This window comes from Frondihabitans sp. OV104 (assembly GCF_057787745.1).
Window position 1 is genome coordinate 487835 of record NZ_CM173541.1, and the last position, 26976, is coordinate 514810.

The 26976-nt window shown below is 68.8% G+C and carries 27 protein-coding genes and 3 tRNA genes; 20 read left to right on the forward strand and 10 right to left on the reverse strand.

Going from position 1 to position 26976, the window contains the following annotated elements:
- Positions 1 to 41: 41 nt before the first annotated feature.
- Complete coding sequence (locus AC3CBB_RS02360; RefSeq protein WP_488625839.1) at positions 42 to 941, reverse strand: acyl-CoA thioesterase; 900 nt, start codon at positions 939 to 941, stop codon at positions 42 to 44.
- 21 nt (positions 942 to 962) lie between these two features.
- Here AC3CBB_RS02360 and AC3CBB_RS02365 point away from each other — a divergent pair, with 21 nt between their 5' ends.
- The gene (locus AC3CBB_RS02365; protein ID WP_488625840.1) at positions 963 to 1631 is read left to right on the forward strand and encodes a DUF8185 domain-containing protein; all 669 of its coding nucleotides are present in this window, start codon (positions 963 to 965) and stop codon (positions 1629 to 1631) included.
- Between the two features lie 32 nt (positions 1632 to 1663).
- Complete coding sequence (locus AC3CBB_RS02370; protein ID WP_488625841.1) at positions 1664 to 2512, forward strand: NAD-dependent epimerase/dehydratase family protein; 849 nt, start codon at positions 1664 to 1666, stop codon at positions 2510 to 2512.
- Positions 2513 to 2548: 36 nt separating this feature from the next.
- On the opposite strand, the gene AC3CBB_RS02375 is transcribed toward AC3CBB_RS02370, so the two are convergent.
- The 5 genes from AC3CBB_RS02375 to AC3CBB_RS02395 form a co-directional block, all read right to left on the reverse strand.
- A complete protein-coding gene (locus AC3CBB_RS02375; protein WP_488625842.1) occupies positions 2549 to 2998 on the reverse strand; it encodes a globin in 450 nt (149 codons plus the stop codon).
- Entirely contained in the window at positions 2995 to 4044 is a 1050-nt protein-coding gene (locus tag AC3CBB_RS02380; RefSeq protein ID WP_488625843.1) for a mechanosensitive ion channel family protein, read from the reverse strand. Before AC3CBB_RS02380 ends, AC3CBB_RS02375 begins: the two co-directional genes overlap by 4 nt.
- A gap of 125 nt (positions 4045 to 4169) precedes the next feature.
- Positions 4170 to 6707 (reverse strand): aminopeptidase N, encoded by a 2538-nt coding sequence (pepN, locus tag AC3CBB_RS02385; protein WP_488625844.1) that lies wholly within the window; start codon positions 6705 to 6707, stop codon positions 4170 to 4172.
- A gap of 58 nt (positions 6708 to 6765) precedes the next feature.
- The gene (locus AC3CBB_RS02390; protein ID WP_488625845.1) at positions 6766 to 7338 is read right to left on the reverse strand and encodes a cysteine hydrolase family protein; all 573 of its coding nucleotides are present in this window, start codon (positions 7336 to 7338) and stop codon (positions 6766 to 6768) included.
- On the reverse strand, positions 7335 to 8792 hold the full coding sequence (locus AC3CBB_RS02395) for a purine-cytosine permease family protein (protein ID WP_488625846.1): 1458 nt from the start codon (positions 8790 to 8792) through the stop codon (positions 7335 to 7337). The genes AC3CBB_RS02390 and AC3CBB_RS02395 overlap by 4 nt, the downstream gene beginning before the upstream one ends.
- A gap of 43 nt (positions 8793 to 8835) precedes the next feature.
- On the opposite strand from AC3CBB_RS02395, the gene AC3CBB_RS02400 reads away from it, so the two are divergent.
- From AC3CBB_RS02400 to AC3CBB_RS02425, 6 genes are all read left to right on the forward strand, one after another.
- Positions 8836 to 9459 carry a mycothiol-dependent nitroreductase Rv2466c family protein gene (locus AC3CBB_RS02400; RefSeq protein WP_488625847.1) on the forward strand — a complete coding sequence of 208 codons (624 nt, stop codon included), beginning with the start codon at positions 8836 to 8838 and terminating at the stop codon, positions 9457 to 9459.
- Between the two features lie 43 nt (positions 9460 to 9502).
- Positions 9503 to 10021 (forward strand): ribose-5-phosphate isomerase, encoded by a 519-nt coding sequence (locus AC3CBB_RS02405; RefSeq protein WP_488625848.1) that lies wholly within the window; start codon positions 9503 to 9505, stop codon positions 10019 to 10021.
- 51 nt (positions 10022 to 10072) lie between these two features.
- Entirely contained in the window at positions 10073 to 11092 is a 1020-nt protein-coding gene (locus tag AC3CBB_RS02410) for an Fpg/Nei family DNA glycosylase (protein WP_123506091.1), read from the forward strand.
- A 4-nt stretch (positions 11093 to 11096) separates the two neighbouring features.
- Positions 11097 to 11726, forward strand: a complete 630-nt coding sequence (locus AC3CBB_RS02415; RefSeq protein WP_488625849.1) for an FMN-binding negative transcriptional regulator — start codon at positions 11097 to 11099, stop codon at positions 11724 to 11726.
- Positions 11723 to 13183: an amidohydrolase gene (locus AC3CBB_RS02420; protein ID WP_488625850.1), complete on the forward strand. Its 1461-nt coding sequence runs from the start codon at positions 11723 to 11725 to the stop codon at positions 13181 to 13183. Before AC3CBB_RS02415 ends, AC3CBB_RS02420 begins: the two co-directional genes overlap by 4 nt.
- A gap of 178 nt (positions 13184 to 13361) precedes the next feature.
- Positions 13362 to 14693, forward strand: coding sequence for an acyltransferase family protein (locus tag AC3CBB_RS02425; protein ID WP_488625851.1), 1332 nt, complete (start codon positions 13362 to 13364; stop codon positions 14691 to 14693).
- Here AC3CBB_RS02425 and AC3CBB_RS02430 read toward each other — a convergent pair.
- Positions 14683 to 15168, reverse strand: a complete 486-nt coding sequence (locus AC3CBB_RS02430) for a Dps family protein (RefSeq protein ID WP_123506087.1) — start codon at positions 15166 to 15168, stop codon at positions 14683 to 14685. The two genes, AC3CBB_RS02425 and AC3CBB_RS02430, sit on opposite strands and share 11 nt — an antisense overlap.
- Positions 15169 to 15379: 211 nt before the next feature.
- On the opposite strand from AC3CBB_RS02430, the gene AC3CBB_RS02435 reads away from it, so the two are divergent.
- Complete coding sequence (locus AC3CBB_RS02435) at positions 15380 to 16927, forward strand: sensor histidine kinase (RefSeq protein WP_488625852.1); 1548 nt, start codon at positions 15380 to 15382, stop codon at positions 16925 to 16927.
- 9 nt (positions 16928 to 16936) lie between these two features.
- Positions 16937 to 17629 carry a response regulator transcription factor gene (locus AC3CBB_RS02440; protein WP_488625853.1) on the forward strand — a complete coding sequence of 231 codons (693 nt, stop codon included), beginning with the start codon at positions 16937 to 16939 and terminating at the stop codon, positions 17627 to 17629.
- 35 nt (positions 17630 to 17664) lie between these two features.
- On the opposite strand, the gene AC3CBB_RS02445 is transcribed toward AC3CBB_RS02440, so the two are convergent.
- On the reverse strand, positions 17665 to 18363 hold the full coding sequence (locus tag AC3CBB_RS02445; RefSeq protein ID WP_488625854.1) for an SGNH/GDSL hydrolase family protein: 699 nt from the start codon (positions 18361 to 18363) through the stop codon (positions 17665 to 17667).
- On the opposite strand from AC3CBB_RS02445, the gene AC3CBB_RS02450 reads away from it, so the two are divergent.
- The 5 genes from AC3CBB_RS02450 to AC3CBB_RS02470 all read left to right on the forward strand — a co-directional run bounded on the left by AC3CBB_RS02450 (position 18314) and on the right by AC3CBB_RS02470 (position 21255).
- Positions 18314 to 19024: a low temperature requirement protein A gene (locus AC3CBB_RS02450; RefSeq protein ID WP_488625855.1), complete on the forward strand. Its 711-nt coding sequence runs from the start codon at positions 18314 to 18316 to the stop codon at positions 19022 to 19024. The two genes, AC3CBB_RS02445 and AC3CBB_RS02450, sit on opposite strands and share 50 nt — an antisense overlap.
- Before the next feature lies 1 nt (position 19025).
- Positions 19026 to 19253, forward strand: a complete 228-nt coding sequence (locus AC3CBB_RS02455) for a hypothetical protein (RefSeq protein WP_488625856.1) — start codon at positions 19026 to 19028, stop codon at positions 19251 to 19253.
- Positions 19254 to 19564: 311 nt separating this feature from the next.
- Positions 19565 to 19741, forward strand: coding sequence for a hypothetical protein (locus tag AC3CBB_RS02460; protein WP_488625857.1), 177 nt, complete (start codon positions 19565 to 19567; stop codon positions 19739 to 19741).
- 1151 nt (positions 19742 to 20892) lie between these two features.
- A complete protein-coding gene (locus tag AC3CBB_RS02465; protein ID WP_488625858.1) occupies positions 20893 to 21171 on the forward strand; it encodes a tyrosine-type recombinase/integrase in 279 nt (92 codons plus the stop codon).
- 10 nt (positions 21172 to 21181) lie between these two features.
- Positions 21182 to 21255: transfer RNA gene (locus AC3CBB_RS02470), tRNA-Leu, on the forward strand.
- Here the strand turns inward: AC3CBB_RS02470 and AC3CBB_RS02475 are convergent.
- Positions 21253 to 22029, reverse strand: coding sequence for a DUF5677 domain-containing protein (locus tag AC3CBB_RS02475; RefSeq protein ID WP_488625859.1), 777 nt, complete (start codon positions 22027 to 22029; stop codon positions 21253 to 21255). The genes AC3CBB_RS02470 and AC3CBB_RS02475 overlap by 3 nt on opposite strands.
- A 91-nt stretch (positions 22030 to 22120) precedes the next feature.
- Positions 22121 to 22191, reverse strand: a tRNA-Gly gene (locus AC3CBB_RS02480).
- A 157-nt stretch (positions 22192 to 22348) separates the two neighbouring features.
- Here AC3CBB_RS02480 and AC3CBB_RS02485 point away from each other — a divergent pair.
- The 5 genes from AC3CBB_RS02485 to clpX all read left to right on the forward strand — a co-directional run bounded on the left by AC3CBB_RS02485 (position 22349) and on the right by clpX (position 26920).
- Positions 22349 to 22421, forward strand: a tRNA-Pro gene (locus AC3CBB_RS02485).
- 115 nt (positions 22422 to 22536) lie between these two features.
- Entirely contained in the window at positions 22537 to 23865 is a 1329-nt protein-coding gene (gene tig, locus AC3CBB_RS02490; protein ID WP_123506078.1) for a trigger factor, read from the forward strand.
- 191 nt (positions 23866 to 24056) lie between these two features.
- Positions 24057 to 24644: an ATP-dependent Clp protease proteolytic subunit gene (locus AC3CBB_RS02495; RefSeq protein WP_123506077.1), complete on the forward strand. Its 588-nt coding sequence runs from the start codon at positions 24057 to 24059 to the stop codon at positions 24642 to 24644.
- Positions 24645 to 24674: 30 nt separating this feature from the next.
- Positions 24675 to 25334, forward strand: a complete 660-nt coding sequence (locus AC3CBB_RS02500) for an ATP-dependent Clp protease proteolytic subunit (protein WP_304999887.1) — start codon at positions 24675 to 24677, stop codon at positions 25332 to 25334.
- Between the two features lie 308 nt (positions 25335 to 25642).
- Complete coding sequence (clpX, locus tag AC3CBB_RS02505; RefSeq protein WP_123506075.1) at positions 25643 to 26920, forward strand: ATP-dependent Clp protease ATP-binding subunit ClpX; 1278 nt, start codon at positions 25643 to 25645, stop codon at positions 26918 to 26920.
- Positions 26921 to 26976 lie beyond the last annotated feature (56 nt).

Here is a 26976-nt window from a genome sequence, read left to right on the forward strand (position 1 = left end):
TCGGGCGGTGCATGCACGCGGCGGGCGGCGCACGCGAGCGGCTAGTCGCCCACGCCCTCCGGCACCCGCACCATGCCCTCCTGGGCGACGCTCGCCAGCAGTGTCCCCGACCGGTCGTAGAAGCGCCCGGTCGACAGGCCGCGGCCGCCCTGCGCCGTCGGCGACTCCATCGCGTACAGCAGCCACTCGTCGGCACGACCCGACCGGTGCCACCACATGGCGTGGTCGAGGCTGGCTATCTTCATCTCGCGCGTGGCGAGCGGCACTCCGTGGCGGCGCAGGATCGGCTCGAGGATCCCGAGGTCGCTCGCGTAGGCCAGCGCCGCGCGGTGCACGAGCTCGTCGTCGCCGAGCGGCCCGACCGTCTTCATCCACAGCGCCTGGTGGGCGACGTGGGCTCCGTCGACACGGAGGAAGATCGGCGACGGCACGTGCCGGATGTCGAACGGGCGGCCGTGGGCCCAGAACTGAGCGGCCGGGTGGGCGATCCCGGCGAGCGAGTCGGCCATCGTCGGCAGCGACTCGGGCTCGGGCAGGCCGGCCGGCGGGTCGATCTGGTGGTCGATGCCGTCGTCGAGACTCTGGAACGACGCCATCGTCGTCATGATCACGGCGCCGTTCTGCAGGGCCTCGGTGCGCCGCGAGGCGAACGAGCGACCGTCGTGGCTGCGGTCGACCCGGATCGTCACGGGGTGCTCGACCTTGCCTGCGCGCAGGAAGTACGCGTGCAGCGAGTGGGGCGGCCGCGCGCCGTCGACGGTCCGCGCGGCGGCGATTAGAGACTGGGCGAGAACCTGCCCGCCGAAGACGCGGCCGTTCGGCATCCACTGGCTGGGCCCGTCGAAGGTGTCGGGAGCGTCGCCCGGCGTGAGGTCGAAGGCTCGCAGGAGGTCGTCGAGGGGGTCGGTCGGCGTGCCGCCGACAGGCGCGGTGTCGGTCATCAGCGGTAGTTTAGATCGCTCATGAGTACCGACTTCGCACTTCCCGACTCCCTCTCGCTCGACGATCTCCACACCTTCCTCGCGCGGGCCTCCGCTGTCGACGACGGGGCCGTGCGCCTCATCGGCACCGGGGGAGTCCTCGCCGCCTACGTCGGCGTCCTCAGCCCTGCCGGCCTGCTCGACACCAGCCCGACGGTGCTCGGCCTCCGCACCTACGCCCTGGCGGCCGAGTCGACGTTCGATGCCGTCGTGTCGCTGCGGAGCGTCGTCGAGCGCCTGGTGCGTCTGCAGAACGAGATCGTCGACCCGACGGCGCCGGTCGTCGTGCCGCTGCCGCCGTCGGTCATCGCCGCGTCGTGGGCTGCGATCTCTCCGCCCCGGGGCGGATGGACCGCGCAGACCGCGCTCGAGTCGGCCGCCCTCGAGGCCGTCGCCAAGGCGGGCATCGAGGAGGTCGCGGGCGTCATTCCGGCGGGAACAGGCGAGCAGATCGTGCAGAGGGTGCGGTCGGGCGTGTGGTCGAGGCCCGTCGAGGGTTCCGACGTTCCTGCGGGTGCCGCTTTCGCCGCTCTGACACTCGGGTTCCTCGTCGACGACGAACCCGCGCGGGTCTTCGCCGTCGGAGCGTGGACGCGCCTGAGCACCAGCCGAGGCCACGTGCTCGTCAAGCGGAGGTCGGGCCTGCTCTGACGGGTGTCGGCGGCCCCCGCTACCGTGGGGCCATGGCAGTTCTCCTCACCGGTGCGACCGGGTACATCGGCTCAGCCGTCCTCCGCGCCCTCCGGGCTCGCGATCACGACGTCACCGCCCTCGTGCGGTCCGAGGCGAAGGCCGAGGCCGTCCGAGCGGCGGGTGCGACCGCCGTCGTCGGCGACGCGACCGACCTCGACCTCCTCACCCGGCTGGTGCGCGAAAGCACCGGCGTCGTCCACACGGCCGCGACGGGCGACTCGTCGAGTGCCGCCCTCGACGAGTCGCTGGTCGAGATCGTGTCGCGCGAGTTCGCGGAGGACGACCGGCCGTACCTTCACACCGGGGGCGTCTGGGTCTTCGGCGCGGGCGACGGCCTCAGCGAGTCGAGCCCGATGCGTCCCGAGACCATCTCGGGGTGGCGCATCCCCATCGAGGCGGCCGTTCGCCGGGCCCCGGTCCGCACGACGATCGTGGCCCCGGGAATCGTCTACGGGCACGGCGGCGGCATCCCCGCCGACTTCGTGAGCAGCGAGGAGGTGCGCCTGCCGGGCGACGGGTCTCAGCGCTGGACTCTCGTGCACGTCGACGACCTCGCCGAGCTCTACGTGCTCGCACTCGAGGCCGCGGCCGACGACGACTACGTCTTCGCCGTGTCAGACGAGCAGTCGACGGTCCGCGAGCTCGCCGAGGCCGCGGCACACGGTCGGCCCGTCATCGACGAGTCCGCCGACGAGTCGAGGGCTCGGCTCGGCTCGGCCTACGCGGACGCCCTGCTGGCCGACCAGGTGGCCTCTGCGGCGCACGCCCGAGACGTGCTGGGCTGGCGACCGGGCAACCCCCGCCTCGTCGACGAGCTGCGGGCGGGTTACGCCGGCTGACCGACGCCGCTCTCGTGGCCGTGGCTGGGACGAGCTCTATTCGCCGGCCGTGTTGGTCATCGCGTGCGCGGCCCGGTCGAGGTACCCCCAGAGCGTCGCGTCGTCGAGCGGGGACAGCTCGAGCGAGTCGACCGCTGCCCGCATGTGCACGAGCCAGCGCTCGCGGGCCAGAGGTGTGATCGGGAACGGCGCGTGGCGCATGCGCAGCCGCGGGTGGCCGCGCTCGTCGCTGTAGGTCGTCGGGCCGCCCCAGTACTGCTCCAGGAAGCCGGTGAGACGCTGAATCGCACCCTCGAGGTCGTCGGCCGGGTACATCGGCCAGATGACCTCGTCGGACTGCACGCCCTCGTAGAAGCGACGGACCAGCTTCTCGAACGTGGGCCGACCGCCGACCTTCTGCCAGAAGTTGCCCTGCACGTCGTCGTCGCCGAGTCCGCGGCGGACGGTGATCGGCTGGATGAGGGGGCGGGGGGTCTCGTCGGTCATGCTCGATTGTCTCCCGGACCATCGAACGGCGGAGCCGTCGGGGTGCTCGGTCGACGCGGTGCTCGGCGTGCTCGCGGAACAGTGGGGGTCGGCTGCGTCTCGACCGGGCGGGCGCCCTTGATGCTGTTGGCCTCGTCGAAGCCGCTCAGGATCACGCTCGAAAGCGACGGAAGGCTGATCCCCTCGGCCTCCAGGGCCTTCTTGAGCCGGATGCGGAGCTCGCGGGCAACGTTGTCGCGCTCTGCCGAGCGCGTCCGGACGGCGAGGCGCACGATGACGTGCGAGTCCGAGATCGACTGCATGCCCCAGAGCTCGGGCTTCTCGAGCATGCGGGTCTTCCAGCGCGGCTGGGCCTTCAGGTCGACGGCGGTCTTGAGGATGATCGACTCGACGAGATCGATGTCGGAGTCGTTTGGCACAGCCGTGTCGATGATGGCGCGTGCCCAGCCCTGCGACATGTTGCCGACGCGCAGGATCTCGCCGTTCCGCACGAACCAGAGGGTTCCGTTCACGTCCCGGATCTGCGTGACCCGGATACCGACGGCCTCGACGACTCCGCTGGCAAGCTGCACGTCGACGATGTCGCCGACGCCGAGCTGGTCTTCGAAGACCATGAACAGGCCGCTCAGGAGGTCTTTGACGACGTTCTGGGCGCCGAAGGCCAGGCCGGCCGCTATGACCCCGGCTGCGCTGACCACGCCGACGACGGAGACTCCGATCTCGCTCAGGATGCTCGTGAAGGCGATGAGGATGATGACGACCGACGCGATGTTGTTGAGGACGCTGCCGAGCGTGCGGGTGCGCTGCACCACGCGGACTGCCTTGAGGGGCGAGTCGAGGGCCTGCGTGTCGTCGATGTTCTGCTTTCTCTTGACACCGTTGACAACCTGGTCGACGACCCGCCGGATCACGAAGTGGATGATGATCCGCAGGATGATCGCGCCCACGATGATCCCGGCGACGGTGATGGCGACGCCCCACATGCCCCAGAACGTCGAGGCGTCTTTGGAGAGGTCGGTCGCGGCTGCGAGAGGAAGGGTAACCATTCGCCCCATGCTACGAGGCGGCGTTTCGGTGCGGGCTGAACGACGCCGCGGCTGAACGATGCAGCGGGTGAACGACGACGGCGGTGCTCCGAGGAGCACCGCCGTCGTCCGTTCGACCGGACCGCCTAGCTGTCGGCGGCCTGGACCTTGAGCGCACGCTCCGTGCCGGCGCGATTCTCGCTGATGATGCGACGGAGAGCCGGCGTCTCGGGGTTCGCGTCGAGCCAGGTCGTTGCCGCCGACTCGAGGGCCTCGTTCGCGAGACCCGCCGGGTAGAGGCCTGACACCAGCGTGTCCGCGATGTGGTAGCTGCGGCTCTCCCAGATGCCGGTGAGCGAGTCGAAGTAGCGGGCTACGAGCGGCTCGAGGATCTCCGGGTCGTTCGTGTGCTGGAAGCCCATCGCGGTGGCGCGCACGATGGCGTTCGGCTGGTCGTCGGAGTCGACGATCGAGGCGAACGCCGCCAGCTTGCCCTCGGTGGTGGGGATGGTCGCGCGGGCGCGTGCAGCGGCCTGAGCGCCGTTGGCGGTGTTGTCGGCAGCCAGCGCGGCGTCGATCTCGGCGGCGCCGGCGCGGCCGACGAGCACGAGGCCCTCGAGGAGCTCCCAGCGCAGGTCGGTGTCGATCGTCAGCTCGGGCAGTGTGACCGTGCCGTCGACGAGGCCCTGCAGGGCGTCGCCGTGAGCGTCGGTCGACGCGATGTTCGCGAAGAACTTCACGAACTGGAACTGGGCGTCGGACCCGGCCTGCGCCGACTGGGCCAGTGCCCACAGGGCGTCGCCCACCGCCGTGATCGTCTCAGCGCGCTTCGACGGTGCGACGTAGCTGCGGGCGGCCTGGGTCAGCTGGGTCAGCGTCGTGCGGATCGTCGTCGACTCGGTCTCGCTGGCGATGTTGGCGAGCACGAGCTTCACGTAGTCGGATGCCGGGCTCTCGGCATCGCGGGTGGCGTCCCACACCGAACCCCAGACGATCGCGCGGGCGAGGGGGTTGTGGATCTTCGCGAGGTGCTCGATGGCGGTCGCGAGCGAGCCCTCGTCGAGGCGGACCTTGGCGTAGGCGAGGTCGTCGTCGTTCGTCAGGACGAGCGCGCCCTTGGGGAGGCCGACCAGCTCGGGCACCTCGGTGCGCTCGCCGTCGACGTCGATCTCGACACGGTGGCTGCGGACGAGGTCGTCGCCCTGCAGGTCGTAGAGGCCGATCGCGAGGCGGTGCGGGCGGATGGTCGGATAGTCGGCGGCGGCGGTCTGAATCACCGCGAACGAGGTGATGACGCCGTCGGCGTCGGTCTCGATCTCGGGCCGGAGGGTGTTGACGCCGGCGGTCTCGAGCCAGAGCTTCGACCAGGAGGTCAGCTCGCGGCCGCTCGTGACCTCGAGCTCGGCCAGGAGGTCGGAGAGCTCGGTGTTCGAGTGGTGGTGCTTCTTGAAGTACGCGGCGACGCCGGCGTAGAAGGCGTCGATGCCGACCCAGGCGACGAGCTGCTTGAGCACCGAGCCGCCCTTGGCGTAGGTGATCCCGTCGAAGTTGACCTGGACGTCCTCGAGGTCGTTGATCGTGGCGACGACGGGGTGGGTCGACGGCAGCTGATCCTGGCGGTAGGCCCAGCTCTTCTCCATGGCCTGGAACGTGGTCCACGCCTCGGTCCACTCGGTCGCCTCGGCCGTCGAGATCGTCGACGCCCACTCGGCGAACGACTCGTTGAGCCAGAGGTCGTTCCACCACTTCATCGTGACGAGGTCGCCGAACCACATGTGCGCGAGCTCATGCAGGATCGTGACGACGCGACGCTCCTTGATGGCGTCGGTGACCTTGCTGCGGAAGACGTAGGTCTCGGTGAAGGTGACCGCGCCGGCGTTCTCCATGGCGCCCGCGTTGAACTCGGGGACGAAGAGCTGGTCGTACTTGTCGAAGGGGTACGGGTAGTCGAACTTCTCCTCGTAGTAGGCGAAGCCCTGGCGGGTCTTCTCGAAGATGTAGTCGGCGTCCATGTACTCGGAGAGCGACTTGCGCGTGAAGATGCCGAGGGGGATCTCGCGGCCGTCCGACGAGGTCAGCGACGAGCGGACGACGTCGTACGGGCCGGCGACGATCGCGGTGATGTAGCTCGACATGACGGCGGTGGGCTCGAAGGCCCACGTGGCGACCTCTCCGTCGACGGTCGGCTCGGGCGTGATCGAGTTGGACACCATCTGCCACCGCGCCGGCGCGGTGATCGTGAACTGGAACGTCGCCTTGAGGTCGGGCTGCTCGAAGACCGCGAAGACGCGCCGGCTGTCCGGCACCTCGAACTGCGAGTAGAGGTACACCTCGCCGTCGACCGGGTCGACGAAGCGGTGCAGGCCCTCGCCGGTGTTGGTGTACTCGGCGTCGGCGACGACGGTGAGCACGTTCGACGAGGCGAGGCCGTCGAGCTGGATGCGGATGCCGTCGCTGACCGCGGCGGGGTCGAGCTCGGTGCCGTTGAGCGTCACCGAGTGGACGGTGCGTGTGAACGCGTCGATGAAGGTCGAGGCGCCCTCGGTCGCGGTGAACGCGACCGTGGTCGTGCTGCCGAAGACCTCGTCGCCGCGGGTGAGGTCGAGGTCGACCAGGTAGGACGACACGTCCAGAATGCTCTTGCGCTCCTGCGCCTCGATACGGGTGAGATTCTCTCCAGGCACGGCAGTGCTCCATCCATCGTCGGTTGTGTGCGTTGCGGGCTCGTGGCCCTCGACAACCCTACTGGTGAGCGGGAATCGGCGTCCCCGAGAGCACCTCGGCGACGGTCGTGATCTCGATGAGCGGAGCGTAGAGGGCCATCACCTCGAGAGCACGCCGGTGGTCGGTCTCGGTGGCGCCGGCGCACGCGTCGGCGGCGATGCGCACGCGCACGCCGGAGTCGGCGGCGGCCAGGGCCGTCGAGAGGACGCAGCAGTCGGTGGAGACGCCGCACAGGACGATCTCCGTCGTGTCACCGAGGGCCGCGGCCGTCTCGGCGTCCCACTTGCCGAACGTCGAGCGGGTGATCACGGTCGCGTCGCGCACCGGGAAGTCGGGCATCAGCTCGTAGAGCGGATCGGAGTCGGGGACCAGCGCGAACGGCCAGTCCTCGTAGTACGGCACCCACGCGCCGGCCGGCGTCTCCGGCGCGACGAAGCGGGTCAAGGCCACCCTCGACCCGAACGCCTCGCGGAGCCGCGCCGCGCCGGTGCTCGCCGAGGCGAAGTCGGGCGTGAACCAGTCGCTGCCCGGCTGGCCGAAGATCCGCTGCATGTCGACGACGACGAGCCAGGGCGCGACCTCGCCGCTCACGCGAGGTTCTCCTGGCGGCGCACGGTGCGACGGGTGAAGAGGAGCGTGCCGACGTACCCGAAGGCGAGGGCGGCGAGCACCCCGAGGTTGGCGCCGCTCCAGTCGGTGCGGAACGCGCCCTTCTCAGGCCCGAGCAGATAGCCCTGCCAGCCGAGCCAGCCGGCGTAGAAGCTGTTGTCGACGAGGCCCCAGCCGATCATCGTGCCGACGACGATGAGCGCGATGGTCGGCCACTGCACGCTGCCGTAGCGGCCCTTGGCGTCGAACAGGTCGGCCGTCGAGTAGTCGGTGCGGCGCAGCTGGATGTCGGCGAGGAAGATGCCCGCCCACGCGGCGATCGGGACGCCGAGCGTGATCAGGAAGCCCTGGAACGGGCCGATGAAGGAGGTCGCGAAGAAGGCCACGTAGATCGTGCCCGCGATCATCACGACGCCGTCTACAGTCGCGGCCGCGTAGCGCGGGATCTTCACTCCCATATTCAGGAACGAGAAGCCCGACGAGTAGATGTTCATGACAGACCCGCCGACGAGCCCGAGGACTGCGACGACGGCGAAGGGGACCAGGAACCACTTCGGCACGACTGTCACGAGGGCCCCGATGGGGTTGTCGTTGATGGCGCCGAGGAGGTCGGTCGAGCTGCCGGCCAGGAAGAGACCGAAGACGAAGAGGATGATCGGCGCGAGGGCGGCGCCGAACGTGGTCCACCAGACGACGCCGGCGCTGGAGGACGACCGCGGGAGGTAGCGCGAGTAGTCGGCCGCCGCATTGACCCAGCCCAGGCCGAAGCCCGTCATCATGAAGACGAATCCGCCGATGACCGAGGGCAGCGGCCCGCTCGGGAGAGCGGCCACCGCCGCGAAGTCGACCCGCTGCAGCGTCAGGATCACGAAGACGACGGTGAGCACAGCCGTAGCCAGGGTGATCCATTTCTGCAGCCGCATGATGAAGTCGAAGCCGAGGATGCCGGCGACCACGACCAGGGCCGCGATCACGACGAGGGCGACGATCTTCGTCGGGACACCCGCCGCGAAGCCGAGCTCGGTGAAGATGGTCTCCGTCGCCAGCACGGCCAGCGAGGTGAGCGCCGTCTCCCAGCCGACCGTGAGCACCCAGGAGATGACGGACGGGACCCGGTTGCCGCGGACGCCGAAGGGCGCCCGACCCAGGGTCATCGTCGGTGCGTTGCCGCGCTTGCCGGCCAGCGCGATCAGGCCGCAGAACAGGAACGAGATGGCGATGCCGAGGACTCCCACGACGATCGCCTGCCAGAAGGACACGGCGAAGTTGAGCAGGTAGGCGCCGTAGCCGATCCCCAGGACCGAGATGTTGGCCGCGAACCACGGCCAGAACAGCTGCCGCGGCGTGCCCTTGCGCTCGGACTCGTCGATGGCGTTGACGCCGTTCGCCTCCACGCCGCGCGGTGAGGCGTCGGGGGTCGCTTCTTTGATGGACACAGGCACTCTTCTCGACGCGGGGCGGGGGTCTTAGGCTCAACCTATGACCGACACCGTAGCTTCCACCACCGTCACCCCCGTCGACTTCTGGTTCGATCCGTCGTGCCCCTGGGCGTGGATGACCAGCCGCTGGATGGACGAGGTCGCCGCCCACCGCGACCTGGCCGTCACCTTCCACGTGATGAGCCTCGGCATCCTGAATGAGGACAACGAGGGAATGGACCCCGCCAACCTCGCGAAGCTGATCCGCTACACGCGCGTCGTCACCGCGGCCACCGAGCTGCACGGCCAGGCCGTCGTCAAGCCGCTCTACGACGCGCTCGGCACGCGCATCCACGTCGAGGGCCGCAAGGACGACCAGGACGCCGTCATCGCGGAGGCGCTCGCCGAGGCGGGACTGCCGGCCGAGCTGGCCGCGTTCGCGGACACGGACGAGTACGACGCAGCCATGCGCGCCAGTCACGTGGACGGCATCGACCGCGTCGGGCAGGACGTCGGCACGCCGGTCATCGCCGTCAACGGAACCGCGTTCTTCGGCCCGGTCATCTCTCCCGCCCCCAAGGGCGAGATCGCGCTGACCCTCTGGGACGGCGTCGTCGCCGCGGCCTCGTACCCCGGCTTCTTCGAGCTCAAGCGCTCCCGGACCGTCGGCCCCATCTTCGATTAGGCGAGGCGCTCGGCTGGGGCTCGACGGCCATACACTGACGGTCATGCGCATCCACGTTGCGACCGATCACGCCGGCCTCGAATTCGCCCAGACACTCATCGCCCACCTCGCCGAGCAGGGCCACGAGGTCACCGACCACGGCCCCGAGACGTACGAGCCCCTCGACGACTACCCGTCGTTCTGCATCGCCGCGGCCCGTGCCGTCGTCAGCGACCAGAGCGAGGGACTCGAGAGCCTGGGCGTCGTCTTCGGCGGCTCCGGCAACGGAGAGCAGATCGCCGCGAACAAGGTCGAGGGCGTCCGGGCGGCACTCGCGTGGAACATGTCCACCGCCCAGCTGGCCCGCCAGCACAACGACGCGAACGTCGTCGCGATCGGCGCGCGCCAGCACAGCGAAGACGAGGCGATCGCCGTGATCGACGAGTTCATCAAGACGCCGTTCTCGTTCGAGGAGCGCCACGAGCGCCGCATCGCCCAGCTCGCCGAGTACGAGACCACGGGCGCCATCAAGGGCCACCCCGTCGACTGGGTCACGCCGACCCAGACCCCAGCCGCCGACTGAACGGCGCCCTCCCTGAACGGTCGTGTCGGCGGCCCCGGGTAGCCTCGGAGAGTGCCTGAAGGTCATTCCGTCCACCGCATCGCCAACCAGTTCCGAGCGAGTTTCGTCGGCGAGCCCGTCGCCGTGTCGAGCCCCCAGGGGCGCTTCGCGGCGGGTGCCGCCGTGCTCGACGGCCGGGTCATGGTCGATGCCGTCGCAGTCGGCAAGCAGATGTTCCTCGAGTTCGAGGGCCGAAAGTTCCTGCAGGTGCATCTGGGGCTGTACGGCTCGTGGGACTTCGCGGGCGACTTCTCGACCGACCCGACCATCCAGAGCGCGTCGGGGCGGATGGGTCAGACCAATCAGCGCGGTACCGACCTGACCGACGAGGCGGGGGAGGACAGCTGGAAGAGCATCGGCGCCCCGCGCAAGGCCCGCATGGTGCGCGTCGGCAAGCCGCTGAGTGCGGCGCGGCTGCGGATCTCCGAGCAGGAGACACCCGAAGACGACATCGACCTCGAGGCGTTCCCGCCCGAGCCCGTCGGCGCGGTGCGGGTGAGGATCCTCGCCGAGACCGTCGTGGCCGACCTCCGGGGGCCGACGAAGTGCGAGGTGCGGACGGCCGAGGAGGTCGATGAGATCATCGCCAAGCTCGGCCCCGACCCGCTGGTCGACTCGCCGAAGAAGGGGTCCGACCGCTTCTTCGAGCGGGTGCACAAGACCAAGACGATGATCGGGCTCCTGCTGATGGACCAGTCGGTGGTCAGCGGCATCGGCAACGTCTACCGGGCCGAGATGCTGTTCCGCGCACGGCTCAACCCGCACACGCCCGGTGTCGACGTGCCCGAGGAGACGGTGCGCGCCCTCTGGAAAGACTGGACGAAGCTGCTCAAGAGCGGCGTCAAGCTCGGCCAGATGATGACCATGGACGGCTTGAGCAAGAAGCAGTACGCCCAGGCGATGGCCAAGCGCGACGACCGGCACTGGGTCTACCACCGCGAGGGGCTGCCCTGCCGGGTGTGCGGCACGAACATCCTGATGGAGGAGGCCGCCGGGCGGAAGCTCTACTGGTGCCCCGTCTGCCAGGCTTAGCTGCATGCGCCACACCCCTCACTTCATCATCGACGACGCCGACGAGGTAAAGCGCCTCATCCGCGAGAACCCGTGGGCGACGATCGTCTCGAACACGGCCACCGGCCTCGTCGCCTCGCACTACCCGGTGGTGCTCGAAGAGACCGATGACGACACGATTTGCCTGGTCAGCCACGTGGGCCGTCCTGACGAGCAGCTGCACGAGCTGGGGCAGCACGAGATCCTCGTCATCGTCCAGGGTCCGCACGGCTACATCTCGCCCAGCTGGGCTCTGTCGGCCGGGATGACGTCGGGCGGGATCGTTCCGACCTGGAACCACGTCACGGCCCACCTCTACGGCACCCCCGAGATCCTCGACGACGCCGAGAACTTCCGCGTGCTCGGCGAGCTGGTCGACCACTTCGAGCAGCGCCTCGAGACGCCGGTGTCGCTGGAGCTCGACGAAGAGGGCTCCCGCCGCGTCGCCAAGGGCACCGTCGGCATCCGCCTGCGCGTGACCCGGTTCGACGCGCGCGCCAAGCTCAGCCAGAACAAGGCGCCCGAGGTCGTCGACCGCATCGTGTCCGAACTCGAGGGCGACGGCCCCTACGCGCATCCGGGGCTCGCCGCTGAGATGCGCCGGGCCCGCGAATGAGCGACCTCCTCCTCGCGAACGCGCGGATGGTGGGCCGCGACGGAACGCCGACAGACGTCTTGATCGAAGACGGCCTCGTCTCGGCCATCGCACCCGCGATCGCACCCGGCGACCGGGAGGTCGTCGACCTCGGCGGCCGCTTCGTCGCCCCCGGCCTCTGGGACAACCACGTGCACATGGAGCAGTGGGCGCTCGTCCGCCAGCGCCTCGACGTGTCGGCCGCCTCGTCCGCCGCCGAGACCGTGGCGCTCGTGAAGGCGCGCATCCGCGAGGACCGCCCGGCCGACCGCGACCTGCTGGTCGGCTACGGCTTCCGCGACGCGCTCTGGAGCGACGCTCCCACCGCCGAGACGCTCGACGCGGCCGGAGCGTTCCCGGTCGCGCTGGTGAGCGCCGACCTGCACGCCGTCTGGCTGAACCGGGCGGGGCTGGCGCTGGTCGGTCAGCCCGACCATGCGACGGGGCTGCTGCGCGAGCAGGCCGCCTTCGACGCGTCGGGCGTCATCACGGCGATCGACAGCTCGCGCATGGACGAGTGGGTCGGCGAAGCGGCGGCGGCGGCAGCCGCCCGCGGGGTCGTCGGCGTGGTCGACCTCGAGATGACCCTCTCGATCGACGCCTGGGCCGAGAGAGTGGGCGCAGGAACCCGCGCCCTCCGCGTCCGGCCCGGCGTCTACCCCGCAGACCTCGACGCCGTGATCGCCCGGCGCCTGCGCACGGGCGACGTCATCCCGGGCACCGAGGGCCTGGTGACCATGGGCCCGGCCAAGATCATCACCGACGGCTCGCTCAACACCCGCACGGCCTACTGTCACGACCCGTACCCGGTCGGCGGCGGAGTGGGGATCCCGTCGTTCTCCGTCGACGAGCTGACCGGCCTGATGGGCCGGGCCCACGAGCACGGCCTCGACCTGGCGGTGCACGCCATCGGCGACCGCGCGAACACCGTCGCCCTCGACGCCTTCGCCGCCGTCGGCTGCCGCGGGTCGATCGAGCACGCCCAGCTGCTGCGTCCCGCCGACGTGGCGCGGTTCGCCGCCCTCGGCATCGTGGCGAGCGTGCAGCCCGAGCACGCGATGGACGACCGCGATATCGCCGAGGTGTACTGGGCCGGCCGCACCGGCCGGGCGTTCGTGCTCGACTCGCTCGTGGCGGCGGGGGTGCCGCTGCGGCTGGGATCGGACGCCCCGGTCGCGCCCCTCGACCCCTGGGTCGCGATGGCGGCCGCGGTGACGCGGGCCCGCGACGGCCGCGAGCCGTGGCACCCCGAGCAGCGCCTGACCCCGGCGGTGGCACTCGCGTCGTCGACCGACGGGCGCGAGTCCGTCGTGGCCGGCAGCCTCGCCGACCTGGTCGTGGTCGACGCCGACCCGCTGGCGGGCGATCCCGAGGCCCTCCGCACGATGCCCGTGGCGGCGACGCTGCTCGGCGGGCGGTTCACGCACCGCGCCCTGTAGTCGGCGCGTCATCCGGACGGCCGACCGATCTCGGCGGTCCGGGGCGGGGTCGATCTCGGCCGTCCGATGCAGGGCCGATCTCGGCCGTCCGATGCAGGGCCGATCTCGTCCGCGCGGACGACGGAGTTCGGCCGGACGGACGTGGTCCCGTTCCTGCGCCCCCGACAGCCTTGATGTCATGGGGGAATCACAGGAACGCGCACATCTGGCGGGGCTCGACGGGCTGAGGGGACTGGCGGCCGTGAGCGTCGTGGCGTACCACGTGTCGAACGTGCTGTCGCCGGGGGTCCGGCACCGTGAGCCGGGTCTCGTCTTCGCGCTGCATCAGGGGCTCGGGCTCTTCTTCGTGCTGTCCGGCTTCCTGCTGTATCTGGGCTTCGCCGGCCGGCTCGTCGACGGGAGGCCGCTCCCGTCGCTGCGGCGGTACGCGGCCAATCGCGCATTCCGGGTGTGGCCGGCCTACCTCGTCGTGCTCCTCGTCACGAACTGCGTGCTCGGCCTCTCGTTCGTCTGGCCGCGTGGCATCGGCCGGCTCGACGCCCCCGGTCTCGCCGCCGACCTGACGATGATGCAGGCCTACTCGCCACACCACATCCGCACCGGCCTCGAGGTCGCCTGGACCCTGACCGTCGAGCTGACGTTCTACGCCGTGCTGCCGCTGGTCGCGCTGCTCGCGAGCCGGGTCGGCCGCAGGCTCCACGGGTGGCAGCGCGCCTCGCTGCCGCCGCTCGCGCTGCTCGTCGTCGGGGCCGCCGGCGCGCTCGTCCGAGCCGTCTTCCACGCGACGCACGGTCGCGAGCTCCACGGCTGGAGTCGCGACTGGGAGTCCGTCGTCAGCCGTAGCCTGCTGATGCACGGCCAGCTGTTCGCGTTCGGCATGGCGGCCGCGCTCGTGTACCTGGCCGTGCGGCGGGGTGCCGTCAGCGCGACCGTCGCCCGCTTCGGCGCCGTGACCGGCGGGGTCGCCGCGGGTGCCCTGGCGCTGAGCCACCGCCGCTGGGAGTCGGCCGACACGCTCGCCGCCCTCGCGTTCGCGGCCGTGCTCGTCGTCGCCGTCACGCCGACGCGCACCGGAGCGACGAGCCTGCTCGGCCGGCTGCTCGACGCGTCCGTGCTGCAGCGGCTCGGACTCGTGTCGTACAGCGTCTACCTCTGGCACATGCCGGTCGTGCGGGGGCTCGCGGCGTGGGTGCCCGGGTTCGGTGCCAGCGGCGGGTGGGCGTACGTGTCGGCGACGGCCGCGGTCGTCGGGCTCACGCTCGTGCTGGCGAAGCTGACGTACGTGCTGGTGGAGCAGCCGGCCCTCTGCCTCCGCTCCATAATTTCAAGGAGAATGTCGGCGCAGCGCCCCCGGATCGGCGTCGAGCCGTCGTCGAGCGACCGGAACTCCTTGATATTCGAGGCGAGCGGCGCAGGAACTCCGCAACGCGACGAGGCCGCCACCCCGAAGGGCGACGGCCTCGTGACGCTGCACCCCGCCGTGGCGGAGCGGGCTCGGTCTACTGGCTGACGTGAGCCGAGAGGAACCAGCGGTCCTTGTCGAGGCCGCGAGCGATCTCGATCGCGACGTCCTGCGACGAGGCGTCGATCTCGCCGAGCTCGTCGATGGCGATCTGGACGGAGGCGCGAGCCGAGTCGATCTGCGCGACGATGCCGGCGATGGTGGCGTCGATCTGCTGGAAACCGGCCTTGAGCGGCGGGTTGGTCGTGGTGGCGGCGACCGTCTCGAGGCGGCCGTCGACGGGGAGGCCGAGGGCGACGATTCGCTCCGCAGCGAGGTCGGCGTACTCCTGCGCGTTGCCCACGACGGTGTCGAGGAGCTCGTGCACGGCGATGAAGCTGATGCCGCGGACGTGCCAGTGGGCCTGCTTGCCGTTGACGGCGAGGGCGGTGAGGTTCGTGACGATCGGGGTCAGGAACTGGGCGGTGGCGGCGGCGACGTCGGGGTCGACAGACGACTGGGTGACGGTGATGGCGTCGGACATGGTGGAGTCCTTTCGTAAGCGGGCTGGGGCCTCGGAGGCCCCTCGATGCACCCAACGCTAGACGTCTGCGAAAATTCCGCAAGCAAGCTGAGGCTCGGCTAATTGAGGTGAGCCTGGGCTTCCCACGGGGCGCAGGAAGGGGGATAACCCCCGCCGGAATGCGGCCGGTGGCACCATTGGGCCATCCCTCGCGCTCCGCCACGCTGGATCCATGACCACCACCGAGACGAGTTCCATGCACTTCTCCGCGCCTCCCGCGGCTCCCGCCAAGCAGCGGGCGCTCTACTGGCGGCTGTGGGCGGCGTTCCCGCGCGACATCGGCTACCTCGCCCTCACCGGCGTGCTGGTCGTCATCGCCGCGGCCCTCTACGGAATCGTCGGCAACATCCTGACGAGCTTCGGAGGCGGTCTGGCCGCGTTCATCGCCTTCGCCGTCCTCCTCGTCGCGGGCCTCTACTTCGGGCGGCTCTTCGGCACCATCGAGCTGACGCGTCTCGGCTGGGCGCGCGAGCCGGCGCCACGGCCGGTCGTCTGGCGCCGCAAGACCTCGGCGAACCGCTTCGTGCGCTTCGTCGAGGTCGCGGCCGATCCGCACTACTGGCTCTACTTCGCCTTCACGGTGGTCGTCTTCCCCTGGGTCGGCTTCCTCGTCGTCGCGGTGACCGTCGCCGTGGCGAGCACCGCCCTCGGGGGAGTGTTCGGCAGCATCGCTCTCGCAGTCCTGACCAGCAACGGTGCCACCTACGGGATCCCCGGCGGCATCTGGCAGTACTTCTTCAACGATCACGCCGCCATGACGTCGACCGCCGCCGTCGTCGTCGCGGTGATTGCCGCTGCCCTCCTGCCGTTCATCACGCGCGGCGCCGTGCTCGTTCAGGGCGCGATCGCCGGCTGGATGCTCGGCGGCTTCCGCTCCGAGCAGCTGCAGGCCGAGGTCGCCGGGCTCGAGGTCTCCCGGAGCGCGGCCGTGTCGGCCGAGGGCACCGCTCTCCGCCGCCTCGAGCGCGACATCCACGATGGCCCGCAGCAGCGCCTGATCCGCATGCAGATGGACCTCTCCGCTGCCTCGCGCGCCGTCGAGACCGACCCGGAGAAGAGCAGGCGCCTCATCGTCGAGGCCCAGCAGCAGGCGAAGGAGGCTCTCGAGGAGCTCCGCGCCCTCTCCCGCGGCTTCGCTCCGCCCCTGCTGCTCGACCGCGGACTCGCCCCGGCTCTCGACGCCGTGGTCGACCGCGCGACCGTGCCGACGCGCTTCACGGACGAGCTTCCCGAAGGCCTCGAGATCCCGGTCGAGACCGAGCGCAACGCGTACTTCATCGCAGCCGAGCTGCTGACGAACGTGGGCAAGCACTCGGGCGCCGGCCGCGCCGAGCTCATCCTGTCGGCGCCGAAGACCATTGCCGGCGACGAGCTGCGAGTGGTGGTGACCGACGACGGCCGCGGGGGCGCGACGGCTCGGCCCGGGCACGGCCTGGCGGGGATCGAGCAGCGGCTGATGGGGCTCGGCGGGCGGCTGGAGCTGCGGAGCCCCGAGGGGGGCCCGACCCACGCCAGCGTTCACCTGCCCCTGGCCGCGCCCGACGGCTCGACGGCACGGGGCCCGGAGGCGCGGGCTGAGACGGCGGCCGCGACGCCGAACCCGACGCTGCCGTACCCCACGGAGGATCTGTCGGCCGGGGGCGGGGGAGTTCCTGCGCCCGGGTCGGCGAAGCCGCGCACCACGGAGGACGAAGCCGCGCGCACCGACGGCGACTCGTAGGCTCGGCGGGTGACCACCACCACCCCGCCGACCAGCGAGCGCCCGTCGACAGAGCCTCCGCGTCGGAGGGTCGTCGTCGCCGACGACTCCGTGCTGCTGCGAGAGGGGCTCGTGCGACTGCTCGACGAGCTCGGCACCGACGTCGTCGGGGCGTACGGCGACGCGGACTCCCTGCTCCGCGATCTCGACCGGTCGCGCCCCGACCTCGCGGTGCTCGACGTGCGCATGCCGCCCACGCACCGCGACGAGGGGGTGCGGGCGGCGATCGAGCTGCGGCGGGTGCGGCCTCGGACGGGGATCCTGCTGCTGTCGCAGTACGTCGAGGTCGCCTACGCGAGGGAGCTCCTCACCGCAGGGTCGGACGGCGTCGGCTACCTGCTCAAAGACCGCGTGACCTCGATCGACGAGCTCGGCAGCGCCATCGAGCGGATCGCCGACGGGGCCACGGTGCTCGATCCGGAGGTCGTGGCCGCTCTCCTCGGGCGCCGCAGCGACCCCCTGGCGGCGCTGACCCCACGCGAGCGGGAGGTGCTCGCGCTGATGGCCGAGGGGCGCACCAACTCGGCGATCGCGGCGGCGCTGTTCATCGGGACGGGCGCGGTCGAGAAGAACGTGACGTCGATCTTCCAGAAGCTCGGGCTCGACGACTCGGGGAGCGACCACCGGCGGGTGCTGGCGGTGCTCGCCTTCCTGCAGAGCTGACGCACGGTGGGCAGCCGGCGCAGCGGGCTAGCCGCTCAGCCCTTCTGGGGCGTCGAGGAGACCCGCAGGATCGCCGCCCGGAACGCCAGCCCGACCTTCTTGTAGCCGGCCGTCGTCGGGTGGATGCCGTCGACCGTCGTGCCCGTGGCGTAGACCAGGCCGTGGCGGGCGAAGCCCCACGGGTCGACGAGGTCCCAGCCCTTCGCGCGCGCGTACTTCTCGAGCTGCTCCTGGTAGTGCTCGGCCGCGACCGGGTGCCTGTCGTTCGGCGGTATCGCTCCGATGATGACGTGCTTCGGGTGCATCGTCGCGACGACCTTCTCGTAGCTGGACGCCGTCTGGCCGAACGAGATGCTCTTGCGGACGTCGTTGGTGCCGCCCATGAGCACGAGCACGTCGACCTTCGAGATCGGCGCGGCGTACTCGGCCATCTGCTGCACAGTGCGCCCGCCGACCGCCCAGCCGCCGACGTAGTCGATGCCGTCGCCCTGCGCGTACGTCATCCACGTGTTCGCGGTGAGGCCCGAGGCGAGCGAGCGCCCGCCGCCCGCGGTCAGCGAGTCGCCGACGATCGCGACGCGGATGCCGCCCTCCGCACCGCTGGTCGGCTGCGGTGTGGCGTTGGCCATCGAGACGGCCTCCGGAGTGCTCTCGGGCGTCGTCGCGCAGCCCGCGAGCAGGCCGATGGCGACGACGGCCACACCCAGGGCCAGCACTCGAGCACGAATTCGCATTGCACAATTCTCACCCGAAAACGGCGGCCCGTCTGACACCCCTTCTGGGCGCGGGGCCGGCCTTCTTCTGGGCGCAGGAACGGGCCGCCCGCCGCCCGCCCCGCCACTACTGTCGCTGATCGTGCTGGGCGAGTCGATCCTCGCCTCGAGCAACGCGGTCGTCGAGGTCGGCCGCGAGACCGAGCACGTCGGGCAGCTCGTGCTGCTGGCGGCCACGTCGCTGGTGATCATCGTCTGCTTCTGGTGGATCTACTTCGCCTTCCCGCAGCACGGCCTCCTCACCTCGCTGCGGACGGCCCTCGGCTGGGGCTACGGCCACTACGCGATCTTCGCCGCGGCCGGCGCCCTCTCGGCGGGAATCGAGATCGCCATCGACGTCGAGGGCGGGGACGTGGCGCTGACCCCGGCCGCGGCGGCAGCGACGCTTGCCGTGCCCTGTGCGGTGTATCTGCTCTTCGTCTGGCTGCTGGTGCTGCGGCGGCAGTCGTCGCCCCGGGTCAACGTCGCCGTGCCCGTCATCGCCGTGGTCGTGGCGCTCGCCTCATTCGCGCCGCACTCGCTGCAGGTGGTCGCGGCGCTCATGGTCGTCGCGGTCGCGGTCGTGGTCGTGGTAGCCGGGCGCGATCGGTCGGCGGTGCCTGTCGACAGGGTCGAGGTCTGAGATGCCCCGCAGGAACGTAGCCCTCCGGCTGCTGGACTCCCTTGTACTGGCGGTCGTCGCACCGACCGGCCTCCCCGACTACCTTCGGGTACTCGGCCTCGCACTCATAGCCGAGGGTCTCTTCTTCCTGGCCATCTCGGGCACGGCACCCGTCGGGCAGCTCGCCTGGTCGAGCCTCCTGACCGGTGAGATTCTCTTCGTCGCCTCCTTTGCGCCGCTCGGTGATTAATATTTCGGATTGACAATCTGAAGTCCTTAATGGGTGAATGGACAGGTCCGTATCTCTTGCTTCCCTGACAAAGGTCTTCAATGCGAATTCGATTCCTCCTCTCTGCCTTGACTCTCTCGGCCACTCTCATCGTCGGGCTAGGGGCGACCCCAGCCGTCGCAGCGGGGTCACCGACGGCAGTGGCCTCGGTTGCGTCCGTGTCCAGCGAACGGCTGGGAAGGACTGGACTGGCGCCAGGCACTGGCGATTCGCGCGTCCCGAGCTCGCCCACCTCGTCGGTGCCAGTCGAGACCCGCGGCATCGCTAGCGTCGTGATCGCGGCCATCAAGAAAGTACCTGGCCTGTTTGGTTCCCTTTCCAGGGCCGCGAAGAAGGGCTACTCCTCGTTCGCCACGGCGTGGCGCAAAGTGCCGGCTCCCATCCGATTCCTGCTCGGAGACATGTCCGTCTCCACCATCTACGACCTGCTTAAGGGCTTCCTCCTGTGACCGTCTATTTTCGCCGGGTCGCATTTGAGCTCCGCCTCCGCGGTGTGCCCGAGGCAACGATTCGTAATGAGCTAGACCGATTGAGCAGCGCTAATTCTGGTGGCGACTTGGAGGCCGTCCTGGGACCTCCCCAGGACGTCGCTAGTGCCTTCGGCGGCGAACGGCGGACGGGGATGTCCAAGAATCTTGTGTGGATCGGCGGGGGAGTCCTCGTGCTCGCCGTCCTCGTTCAGATAGCGGGCTTCGGCTTCTTGCACCAAGATCTGCGGGCTGGGCCTTTCCCACTCTTCTCGGTCGCGCTCCCAGTGTTCGGGTTGTTGTTTGCTGCGTCAGTGGCAGTCGACCACCGGCTACCCCGTGGGTTCACGCGCGCGAATCCCGATGGGCAGTTGACATAGGGCCGGTCAGTTTCGATAGCAAGGCTGGCGGTGCCTGGCACTCGCGCTAGCGAAGGCCAGGCACCGCCTGTCTTGAGTCGGCGACGACGCATCTACGGCAGGGAACGGACCGGCTTGGTGAGTAGCGGCCGAGATCGCCGCCCCCGCCGTTGACTGGTGGGCTGACGCGAGGGCCGCGGAGGGTCCTGATGGCCCATCGCCACTCCAACGAGCAGATCGCTCTTTTCGACGCCTTTGTGCTGACCCGTGTAGCGCGATCCGGCCTCATCGAGCTTCCAGATCACTATCGGGTTTGAAGGGAGGGGATGACGGGAATCGAACCCGCATCATCAGTTTGGAAGACCCTCTATTGACCTGAACTACCTCAGACGACATTGCGCGCTCTCAGACGAGCTTCGCCGCTGATAGCCGCTGATTCCTCTGCAATTGCAGGCTTCTCAGGGTCGGGAATGCGGCTGAAAACGCCTGAGATCGTTTGAGCTCGTAAGAGATCGCGTGGCAGGGATGGAGGGGTTTTTCCAGTCGAGGGGATCTGCGCAAACAGTTTCGGGACAGGGAGAAGGCTGTATCGGAACGTTGGGGGAACGTGTCCGGTGCCGCCTATGGATGGAGCTTAGATATCCCCGTCGAGTTCCCGCTGGACGGCTCGCAGCCACGCGTCGGGGTTGTCCGCCTTGTTGACCGTGATGTTGTTGGTGACCGTCTTGGTGCTGGAACCCGTGACCGTTGCGACGGTCGGAGTAATTGCACCGGTTGGACCCGGAACGTCGACTGCGGGGGAGTGCGGGCGTACTACCTGGTGCCAGTGGCAACCGTCTCGGTGTTGTAGAGCACGTGCGCTTTCACGACCTCCGGCACACCTATGCGTCGATGATGTTCGCCGCCGGGTTCGAGCCCTACGAAGTCAGCCGGTGGATGGGGCACACCAACGTCTCCACTACGGACGGCATCCAGGCCCACCTGTACCCGAGCGACTACAACGAGCAAATTGCCCGGTTCGAGGCGTTCATTGCGACGGGCACCGACGAGTAAGAATTGCACCAGACCTCTACGCCAACTGGCAGAGCGGGCTGACTTAAATTCAACCGGATGCGGGTTCGAATCCCGCGAGGTCTACTCCACGCGTTTGATGGTTCGCCCGTAACCGAACCGGTCGGCTATTGCTTGCAAAGCGACATCGTCTGGGTGTTTCGGATCGATCAAGTCCCAGGCTGACATTGCCAGGCTAAGCATGGCGACGTGCATGGCCATTGCCTCATCGGTCATCTTGTAGGCGGCGCGCTCTAAGAACGCCCATCCGTCAGGTGCGGTTTCTGTCTTCGCAGTCTGCGTCACGTACAGGTCGGCAAGACCCGGACCGGCATGCACGTATCCGGACAGGGCTCGGTACACGCCGTAAAGCTGACCCCCACCGATGAGCTGACCGCAAAGCCGTTGAAAGTTACGAGCGGCGGCAGACGCATCCTCTCGCCAGTCGAGCATCATCTGTTGCGCTTCTTCGATGTCCGGCGAAAGGTCGAGCGCCGTATCCATCGCCCAGGCCTCGAACAGATTTTTACGGTTCCTAGCCCACTCGTGAGCAACGGCGTTCCCGGCCTTCGGCGTGACTGACATCCACGCTGCTGTGACTGCACACTCCATGGTGCTTCGGCTCAAGCCAGCGGCCTGGGAGAAATGGCCATGCTCGGCAAGCAGGATCACGGAGTCTGTAAGGGAGACGGCATGTTCGACCAGCGCCCGGATCGTGACGGCAGGAATGAGGCTGTCGTCGATTATCGGTACGTCGATCGATTTGCTGGCCCGCCAGATGACCAGCAGCTCCCGCATTGCGACGATCGACTCTTCGACTGTAGGGACGCGCTCCGTGAGCGACCCCTCGCCTCCGACCATGCTGTGATCGTAATGAACGCCGAGGGGTTTTGGAGGGGTTTTCGCTCTGGGCCGACGTGGCTGACTGGTCGCGATCCCAGCGTTTGAAGGGAGGGGATGACGGGAATCGAACCCGCATCATCAGTTTGGAAGACTGAGGCTTTACCACTAAGCTACATCCCCGCAAAGCTGGCCCGGAGGCCGCTGTGCGTTAGTAAGCATAGGGCATTGTCAGAGCCGCTCAGTTTCCCCGGCGCACGACGGGCTAGACTTCACAAGGCTCTTTTCGCCCCGACCTCAACGGGGGCACCGGCAAGAGCCGCGCACGACACTGAAATACCGGGGCGTAGCGTAGTGGCTAGCGCGTCCGTTTTGGGGGCGGAAGATCGCAGGTTCGAGTCCTGTCGCCCCGACGTGCAGTGCTAGCAACACGAGTGCCAGGCTGATACCACGACGGCCGGGCTGAGAATTCGACGGCCAGCACGCCAGAAGATCCGCACGATCCACCAACACAGGAGAAGTACGACATTGGTCAAGACCACGGTTGAGCAGCTCAGCCCCACGCGCGTCAAGCTCAACATCGCGGTGAGCCCCGACGACCTCAAGCCCGGCATCACCCACGCCTACGGCCACATCGCCGAGCAGGTGTCGATCCCCGGCTTCCGCAAGGGCAAGGTCCCGCCGCCCATCATCGACCAGCGCGTCGGCCGTGAAGAGGTCCTGAACCACGCTGTCAACGAGAGCATGGACACCTTCTACCGCGCCGCAGTCGAGGAGAGCGAGATCCGTCCGCTCGGCCGTCCCGAGGCGGACGTCGTCGGATGGCCTGACGTCAAGGACTTCTCCGGCGACCTGCTCCTCGCCATCGAGGTCGACGTGCGCCCCGAGTTCGACCTTCCCGACTACGAGGGCCTCGCGCTCACCGTCAAGTCGGTCGACGTCACCGACGCCGAGGTCGACGAGGAGCTCGACAACCTCCGTACGCGCTTCGGCACGCTGATCACCGTCGACCGTCCCGCCACAAAGGGCGACTTCGGCCAGATCGACCTGACCGCCACCATCGAGGGCGAAGAGGTCGACAACGCCAAGGGCATCTCGTACGAGCTCGGCTCGGGCGATCTGATCGAGGGCATCGACGAGGCCCTCGAGTCGTTGACCGCAGGCGAGACCACCACGTTCGAGTCGAAGCTGCTCGGCGGCGACCGCGAGGGCGAGACCGCCCTCATCGAGGTCACGCTGACCGCCGTCAAGGAGCGCGAGCTCCCCGAGGCCGACGACGACTTCGCTCAGATCGCCAGCCAGTTCGACACCATCGACGAGCTCAAGGGCGACCTCAAGGAGCAGCTCGGCCGCTCGAAGACCTTCGGCCAGGGTGCCGAGGCTCGCGACCAGGTCGTCGAGAAGCTCCTCGAGCTCGTCGAGATCCCCGTCCCCGAGAAGCTGGTCGAAGACGAGGTGCACCGTCACCTCGAGCAGGAGAGCCGCCTCGAAGACGACGAGCACCGCGCCGAGGTCACCGAGTCGTCCGAGTCGGCGTTCCGCAACCAGATCCTCCTCGACGCGATCGCCGAGAAGGAGGCCGTCAAGGTCGAGCAAGACGAGCTGACGCAGTACCTCATCCAGGGTGCGGCCCAGTACGGCATGGAGCCCGGCGAGTTCATCAAGGTGCTCGACGAGAACGGCCAGATCCCCGCCATGGTCGGCGAGGTCGCCCGCTCGAAGGCCCTCGCGGTCGTGCTGTCGAAGGCCAAGGTCACCGACGACAAGGGCGCCGACGTCGACCTGTCCGCTTTCACGGCCACGGCCGGCATCGGCGGCGAGACCGAAGACGAGCACGCCGGTCACGACCACGCGTAGTCCGCACGAGCGCAGAACCACTGCGTGACGAGAAGGCCGGGTGCAGACGCGCCCGGCCTTTTCTGTCGGCTGCGCACCCGAGTTCCTGCGACCTCATGCGCATGGATGGTCTGCCGTGGGCGAACAGCCCGGAATCCGTGCGTTGCACCCCCTAAGTTCGTATGCAAGCGACAACTGAATGGGAGCACCACATGGCCGACGTAACACTGCCCAACAGTGTTTTTGACCGACTTCTCAAAGACCGCATCATCTGGCTCGGTTCCGAGGTGCGCGACGACAACGCCAACGAGATTGCCGCGAAGCTTCTCCTGCTTGCCGCCGAGGACTCCGAGAAAGACATCTACCTCTACATCAACTCGCCCGGCGGGTCGATCACGGCGGGCATGGCGATCTACGACGCCATGGAGTTCGTGCCGAACGACATCGTCACGGTCGGCATCGGCATGGCCGCCTCGATGGGCCAGCTGCTGCTCACCGCGGGCACCAAGGGCAAGCGCTACATCACGCCCAACGCGCGCGTTCTGCTCCATCAGCCGCACGGCGGCTTCGGCGGCACCTCGTCCGACATCCAGACGCAGGCCCAGCTGATCCTCTCGATGAAGCAGCGTCTCGCCGAGATCACCGCGGCCCAGACCGGCAAGACGGTCGAGCAGGTCAACGAAGACGGCGACCGCGACCGCTGGTTCACCGCCGAAGAGGCCCTCGAGTACGGCTTCGTCGACCACATCCGCTCGTCGGCCTCCGACGTCATCGGCGGCGCCGGAACCGACCAGGAATAACCCCTCTCCCCATACGAGTAAGGAACGAAAATGGAACTGCCAATGATGGGTGGAGCGGGTCGGTTCGAGACCCCGAGCTCACGCTATGTCCTGCCCTCCTTCGAGGAGCGCACCGCCTACGGCTACAAGCGCCAGGACCCCTACGCCAAGCTGTTCGAAGACCGCATCGTCTTCCTCGGCGTGCAGGTCGACGACGCGTCGGCCGACGACGTCATGGCTCAGCTGCTCGTGCTCGAGTCGATGGACCCCGATCGCGACATCACCCTCTACATCAACTCGCCCGGCGGCTCGTTCACTGCGATGACGGCCATCTACGACACGATGCAGTACATCCGACCCGACATCCAGACGGTCTGCCTCGGTCAGGCGGCTTCGGCTGCTGCGGTGCTCCTCGCCGCAGGAACCCCGGGCAAGCGCCTCGCGCTGCCGAACGCCCGCGTGCTCATCCACCAGCCGGCTACCGGCGGATCGAGCGGCGGCCAGGCATCCGACATCGAGATCCAGGCGGCCGAGGTGCTTCGCATGCGCACCTGGCTCGAAGAGACGCTGTCGAAGCACTCGAACAAGACACCCGAGCAGGTCAACCGCGACATCGAGCGCGACAACATCCTCGGTGCGTCCGAGGCGCTCGAGTACGGCCTGATCGACCAGGTCCTGACCTCGCGCAAGAACCTGGCTCTCGCCAAGTAGTCCGCTGATCGAAGCCCCGAGCACCGTCGTGCTCGGGGCTTCGTGCGTCCCGCGCCGCCGCACCTCCGCGGGGGCCGGGGCGCAGGAACTCCGGAGCCAATCGCTCCCGACCTCCGCCCCGAACCACTGTCACGCCGCCACCCGGCGATTCGCGCGTCTCGATGCCGACACTGTCGGCGGTTCGGGTTAGGCTCGTTGAGCAGTCGAACCGGAGATCACAGGGGATCATCGGGTGACTGCACCACACGGCCGCGACAGGCGGCACGGCAACAACTCTGATCACGACTATTGGCTGAGGGAGGCCGCTCATGGCCCGCATTGGTGAGAGCGCCGATCTGCTCAAATGCTCGTTCTGCGGCAAGAGCCAGAAGCAGGTCCAGCAGCTGATCGCCGGCCCCGGCGTCTACATCTGCGACGAGTGCGTCGAGCTCTGCAACGAGATCATCGAAGAGCGTCTGGCCGAGGCCGGCGAAGAGCCGTCGAGCGAGTTCGACCTGCCGAAGCCCCGCGAGATCTACGACTTCCTCGAGGAGTACGTCATCGGGCAGGCACCGGCCAAGCGCTCGCTGTCTGTGGCCGTCTACAACCACTACAAGCGCATCCGCTCGATGAACACCCTGACGTCGGCCGACTCGCTCGGCGACGACATCGAGATCGCCAAGTCGAACATCCTGCTCATCGGGCCGACCGGCTGCGGCAAGACCTATCTCGCCCAGACGCTGGCCAAGCGCCTCAACGTCCCGTTCGCCGTGGCCGACGCGACGGCGCTGACCGAGGCGGGCTACGTCGGCGAAGACGTCGAGAACATCCTGCTCAAGCTGATCCAGGCCGCGGACTACGACGTCAAGCGGGCCGAGACCGGCATCATCTACATCGACGAGATCGACAAGATCGCCCGCAAGGCCGAGAACCCGTCGATCACCCGCGACGTGTCGGGCGAGGGCGTGCAGCAGGCGCTGCTCAAGATCCTCGAGGGCACTGTCGCATCGGTTCCGCCGCAGGGTGGTCGCAAGCACCCGCACCAGGAGTTCATTCAGGTCGACACGACGAACGTCCTGTTCATCGTCGCCGGTGCCTTCGCGGGGCTCGAAGAGATCATCTCGTCTCGTGCGGGCAAGCGCGGCATCGGCTTCGGCGCCCCTCTCTACGAGAAGGGCAACGACGTCAACCTCTTCAGCGAGGTCCTGCCCGAAGACCTGCACAAGTTCGGGCTCATCCCCGAGTTCATCGGCCGCCTTCCTGTCGTGACCACGGTGTCGCAGCTCGACCAGGTCGCCCTGATGGAGATCCTGACCAAGCCGAAGAACGCCCTCGTCCGCCAGTACCAGCGAATGTTCGAGATCGACGGCGTCGAGCTGGAGTTCGAGCAGGCCGCCCTCGAGGCCATCGCCGACCTCGCCGTTCTGCGCCAGACGGGTGCCCGCGGCCTCCGCGCCATCATGGAAGAAGTGCTCGGGCCGATCATGTTCGACGTGCCCTCCGACGAGACGGTCGGCCGGGTCGTCGTGACCAAGGCGTCGGTGCTCGAGAACGCGGCGCCGACCATCGTGCCGCGCCAGACGGAACGCGCCGAGAAGAGCGCGTAGCCGCGACGCCCGGCGGCCCGATCTGCGGCGTTGTCGGTCGCCGCGCATGGCTCCGC

What these genes read in the sequence shown, in the direction of transcription:
- AC3CBB_RS02360 (WP_488625839.1), bottom strand. Translation starts at nt 941, where the DNA reads ATGACCGACACCGCGCCTGTCGGCGGCACGCCGACCGACCCCCTCGAC.
- AC3CBB_RS02365 (WP_488625840.1), top strand. Translation starts at nt 963, where the DNA reads ATGAGTACCGACTTCGCACTTCCCGACTCCCTCTCGCTCGACGATCTC.
- AC3CBB_RS02370 (WP_488625841.1), top strand. Translation starts at nt 1,664, where the DNA reads ATGGCAGTTCTCCTCACCGGTGCGACCGGGTACATCGGCTCAGCCGTC.
- AC3CBB_RS02375 (WP_488625842.1), bottom strand. Translation starts at nt 2,998, where the DNA reads ATGACCGACGAGACCCCCCGCCCCCTCATCCAGCCGATCACCGTCCGC.
- AC3CBB_RS02380 (WP_488625843.1), bottom strand. Translation starts at nt 4,044, where the DNA reads ATGGTTACCCTTCCTCTCGCAGCCGCGACCGACCTCTCCAAAGACGCC.
- AC3CBB_RS02400 (WP_488625847.1), top strand. Translation starts at nt 8,836, where the DNA reads ATGACCGACACCGTAGCTTCCACCACCGTCACCCCCGTCGACTTCTGG.
- AC3CBB_RS02405 (WP_488625848.1), top strand. Translation starts at nt 9,503, where the DNA reads ATGCGCATCCACGTTGCGACCGATCACGCCGGCCTCGAATTCGCCCAG.
- AC3CBB_RS02415 (WP_488625849.1), top strand. Translation starts at nt 11,097, where the DNA reads ATGCGCCACACCCCTCACTTCATCATCGACGACGCCGACGAGGTAAAG.
- AC3CBB_RS02420 (WP_488625850.1), top strand. Translation starts at nt 11,723, where the DNA reads ATGAGCGACCTCCTCCTCGCGAACGCGCGGATGGTGGGCCGCGACGGA.
- AC3CBB_RS02425 (WP_488625851.1), top strand. Translation starts at nt 13,362, where the DNA reads ATGGGGGAATCACAGGAACGCGCACATCTGGCGGGGCTCGACGGGCTG.
- AC3CBB_RS02430 (WP_123506087.1), bottom strand. Translation starts at nt 15,168, where the DNA reads ATGTCCGACGCCATCACCGTCACCCAGTCGTCTGTCGACCCCGACGTC.
- AC3CBB_RS02435 (WP_488625852.1), top strand. Translation starts at nt 15,380, where the DNA reads ATGACCACCACCGAGACGAGTTCCATGCACTTCTCCGCGCCTCCCGCG.
- AC3CBB_RS02450 (WP_488625855.1), top strand. Translation starts at nt 18,314, where the DNA reads ATGGCGACGACGGCCACACCCAGGGCCAGCACTCGAGCACGAATTCGC.
- AC3CBB_RS02445 (WP_488625854.1), bottom strand. Translation starts at nt 18,363, where the DNA reads ATGCGAATTCGTGCTCGAGTGCTGGCCCTGGGTGTGGCCGTCGTCGCC.
- AC3CBB_RS02455 (WP_488625856.1), top strand. Translation starts at nt 19,026, where the DNA reads ATGCCCCGCAGGAACGTAGCCCTCCGGCTGCTGGACTCCCTTGTACTG.
- AC3CBB_RS02475 (WP_488625859.1), bottom strand. Translation starts at nt 22,029, where the DNA reads ATGGTCGGAGGCGAGGGGTCGCTCACGGAGCGCGTCCCTACAGTCGAA.
- AC3CBB_RS02495 (WP_123506077.1), top strand. Translation starts at nt 24,057, where the DNA reads ATGGCCGACGTAACACTGCCCAACAGTGTTTTTGACCGACTTCTCAAA.
- AC3CBB_RS02500 (WP_304999887.1), top strand. Translation starts at nt 24,675, where the DNA reads ATGGAACTGCCAATGATGGGTGGAGCGGGTCGGTTCGAGACCCCGAGC.
- clpX (WP_123506075.1), top strand. Translation starts at nt 25,643, where the DNA reads ATGGCCCGCATTGGTGAGAGCGCCGATCTGCTCAAATGCTCGTTCTGC.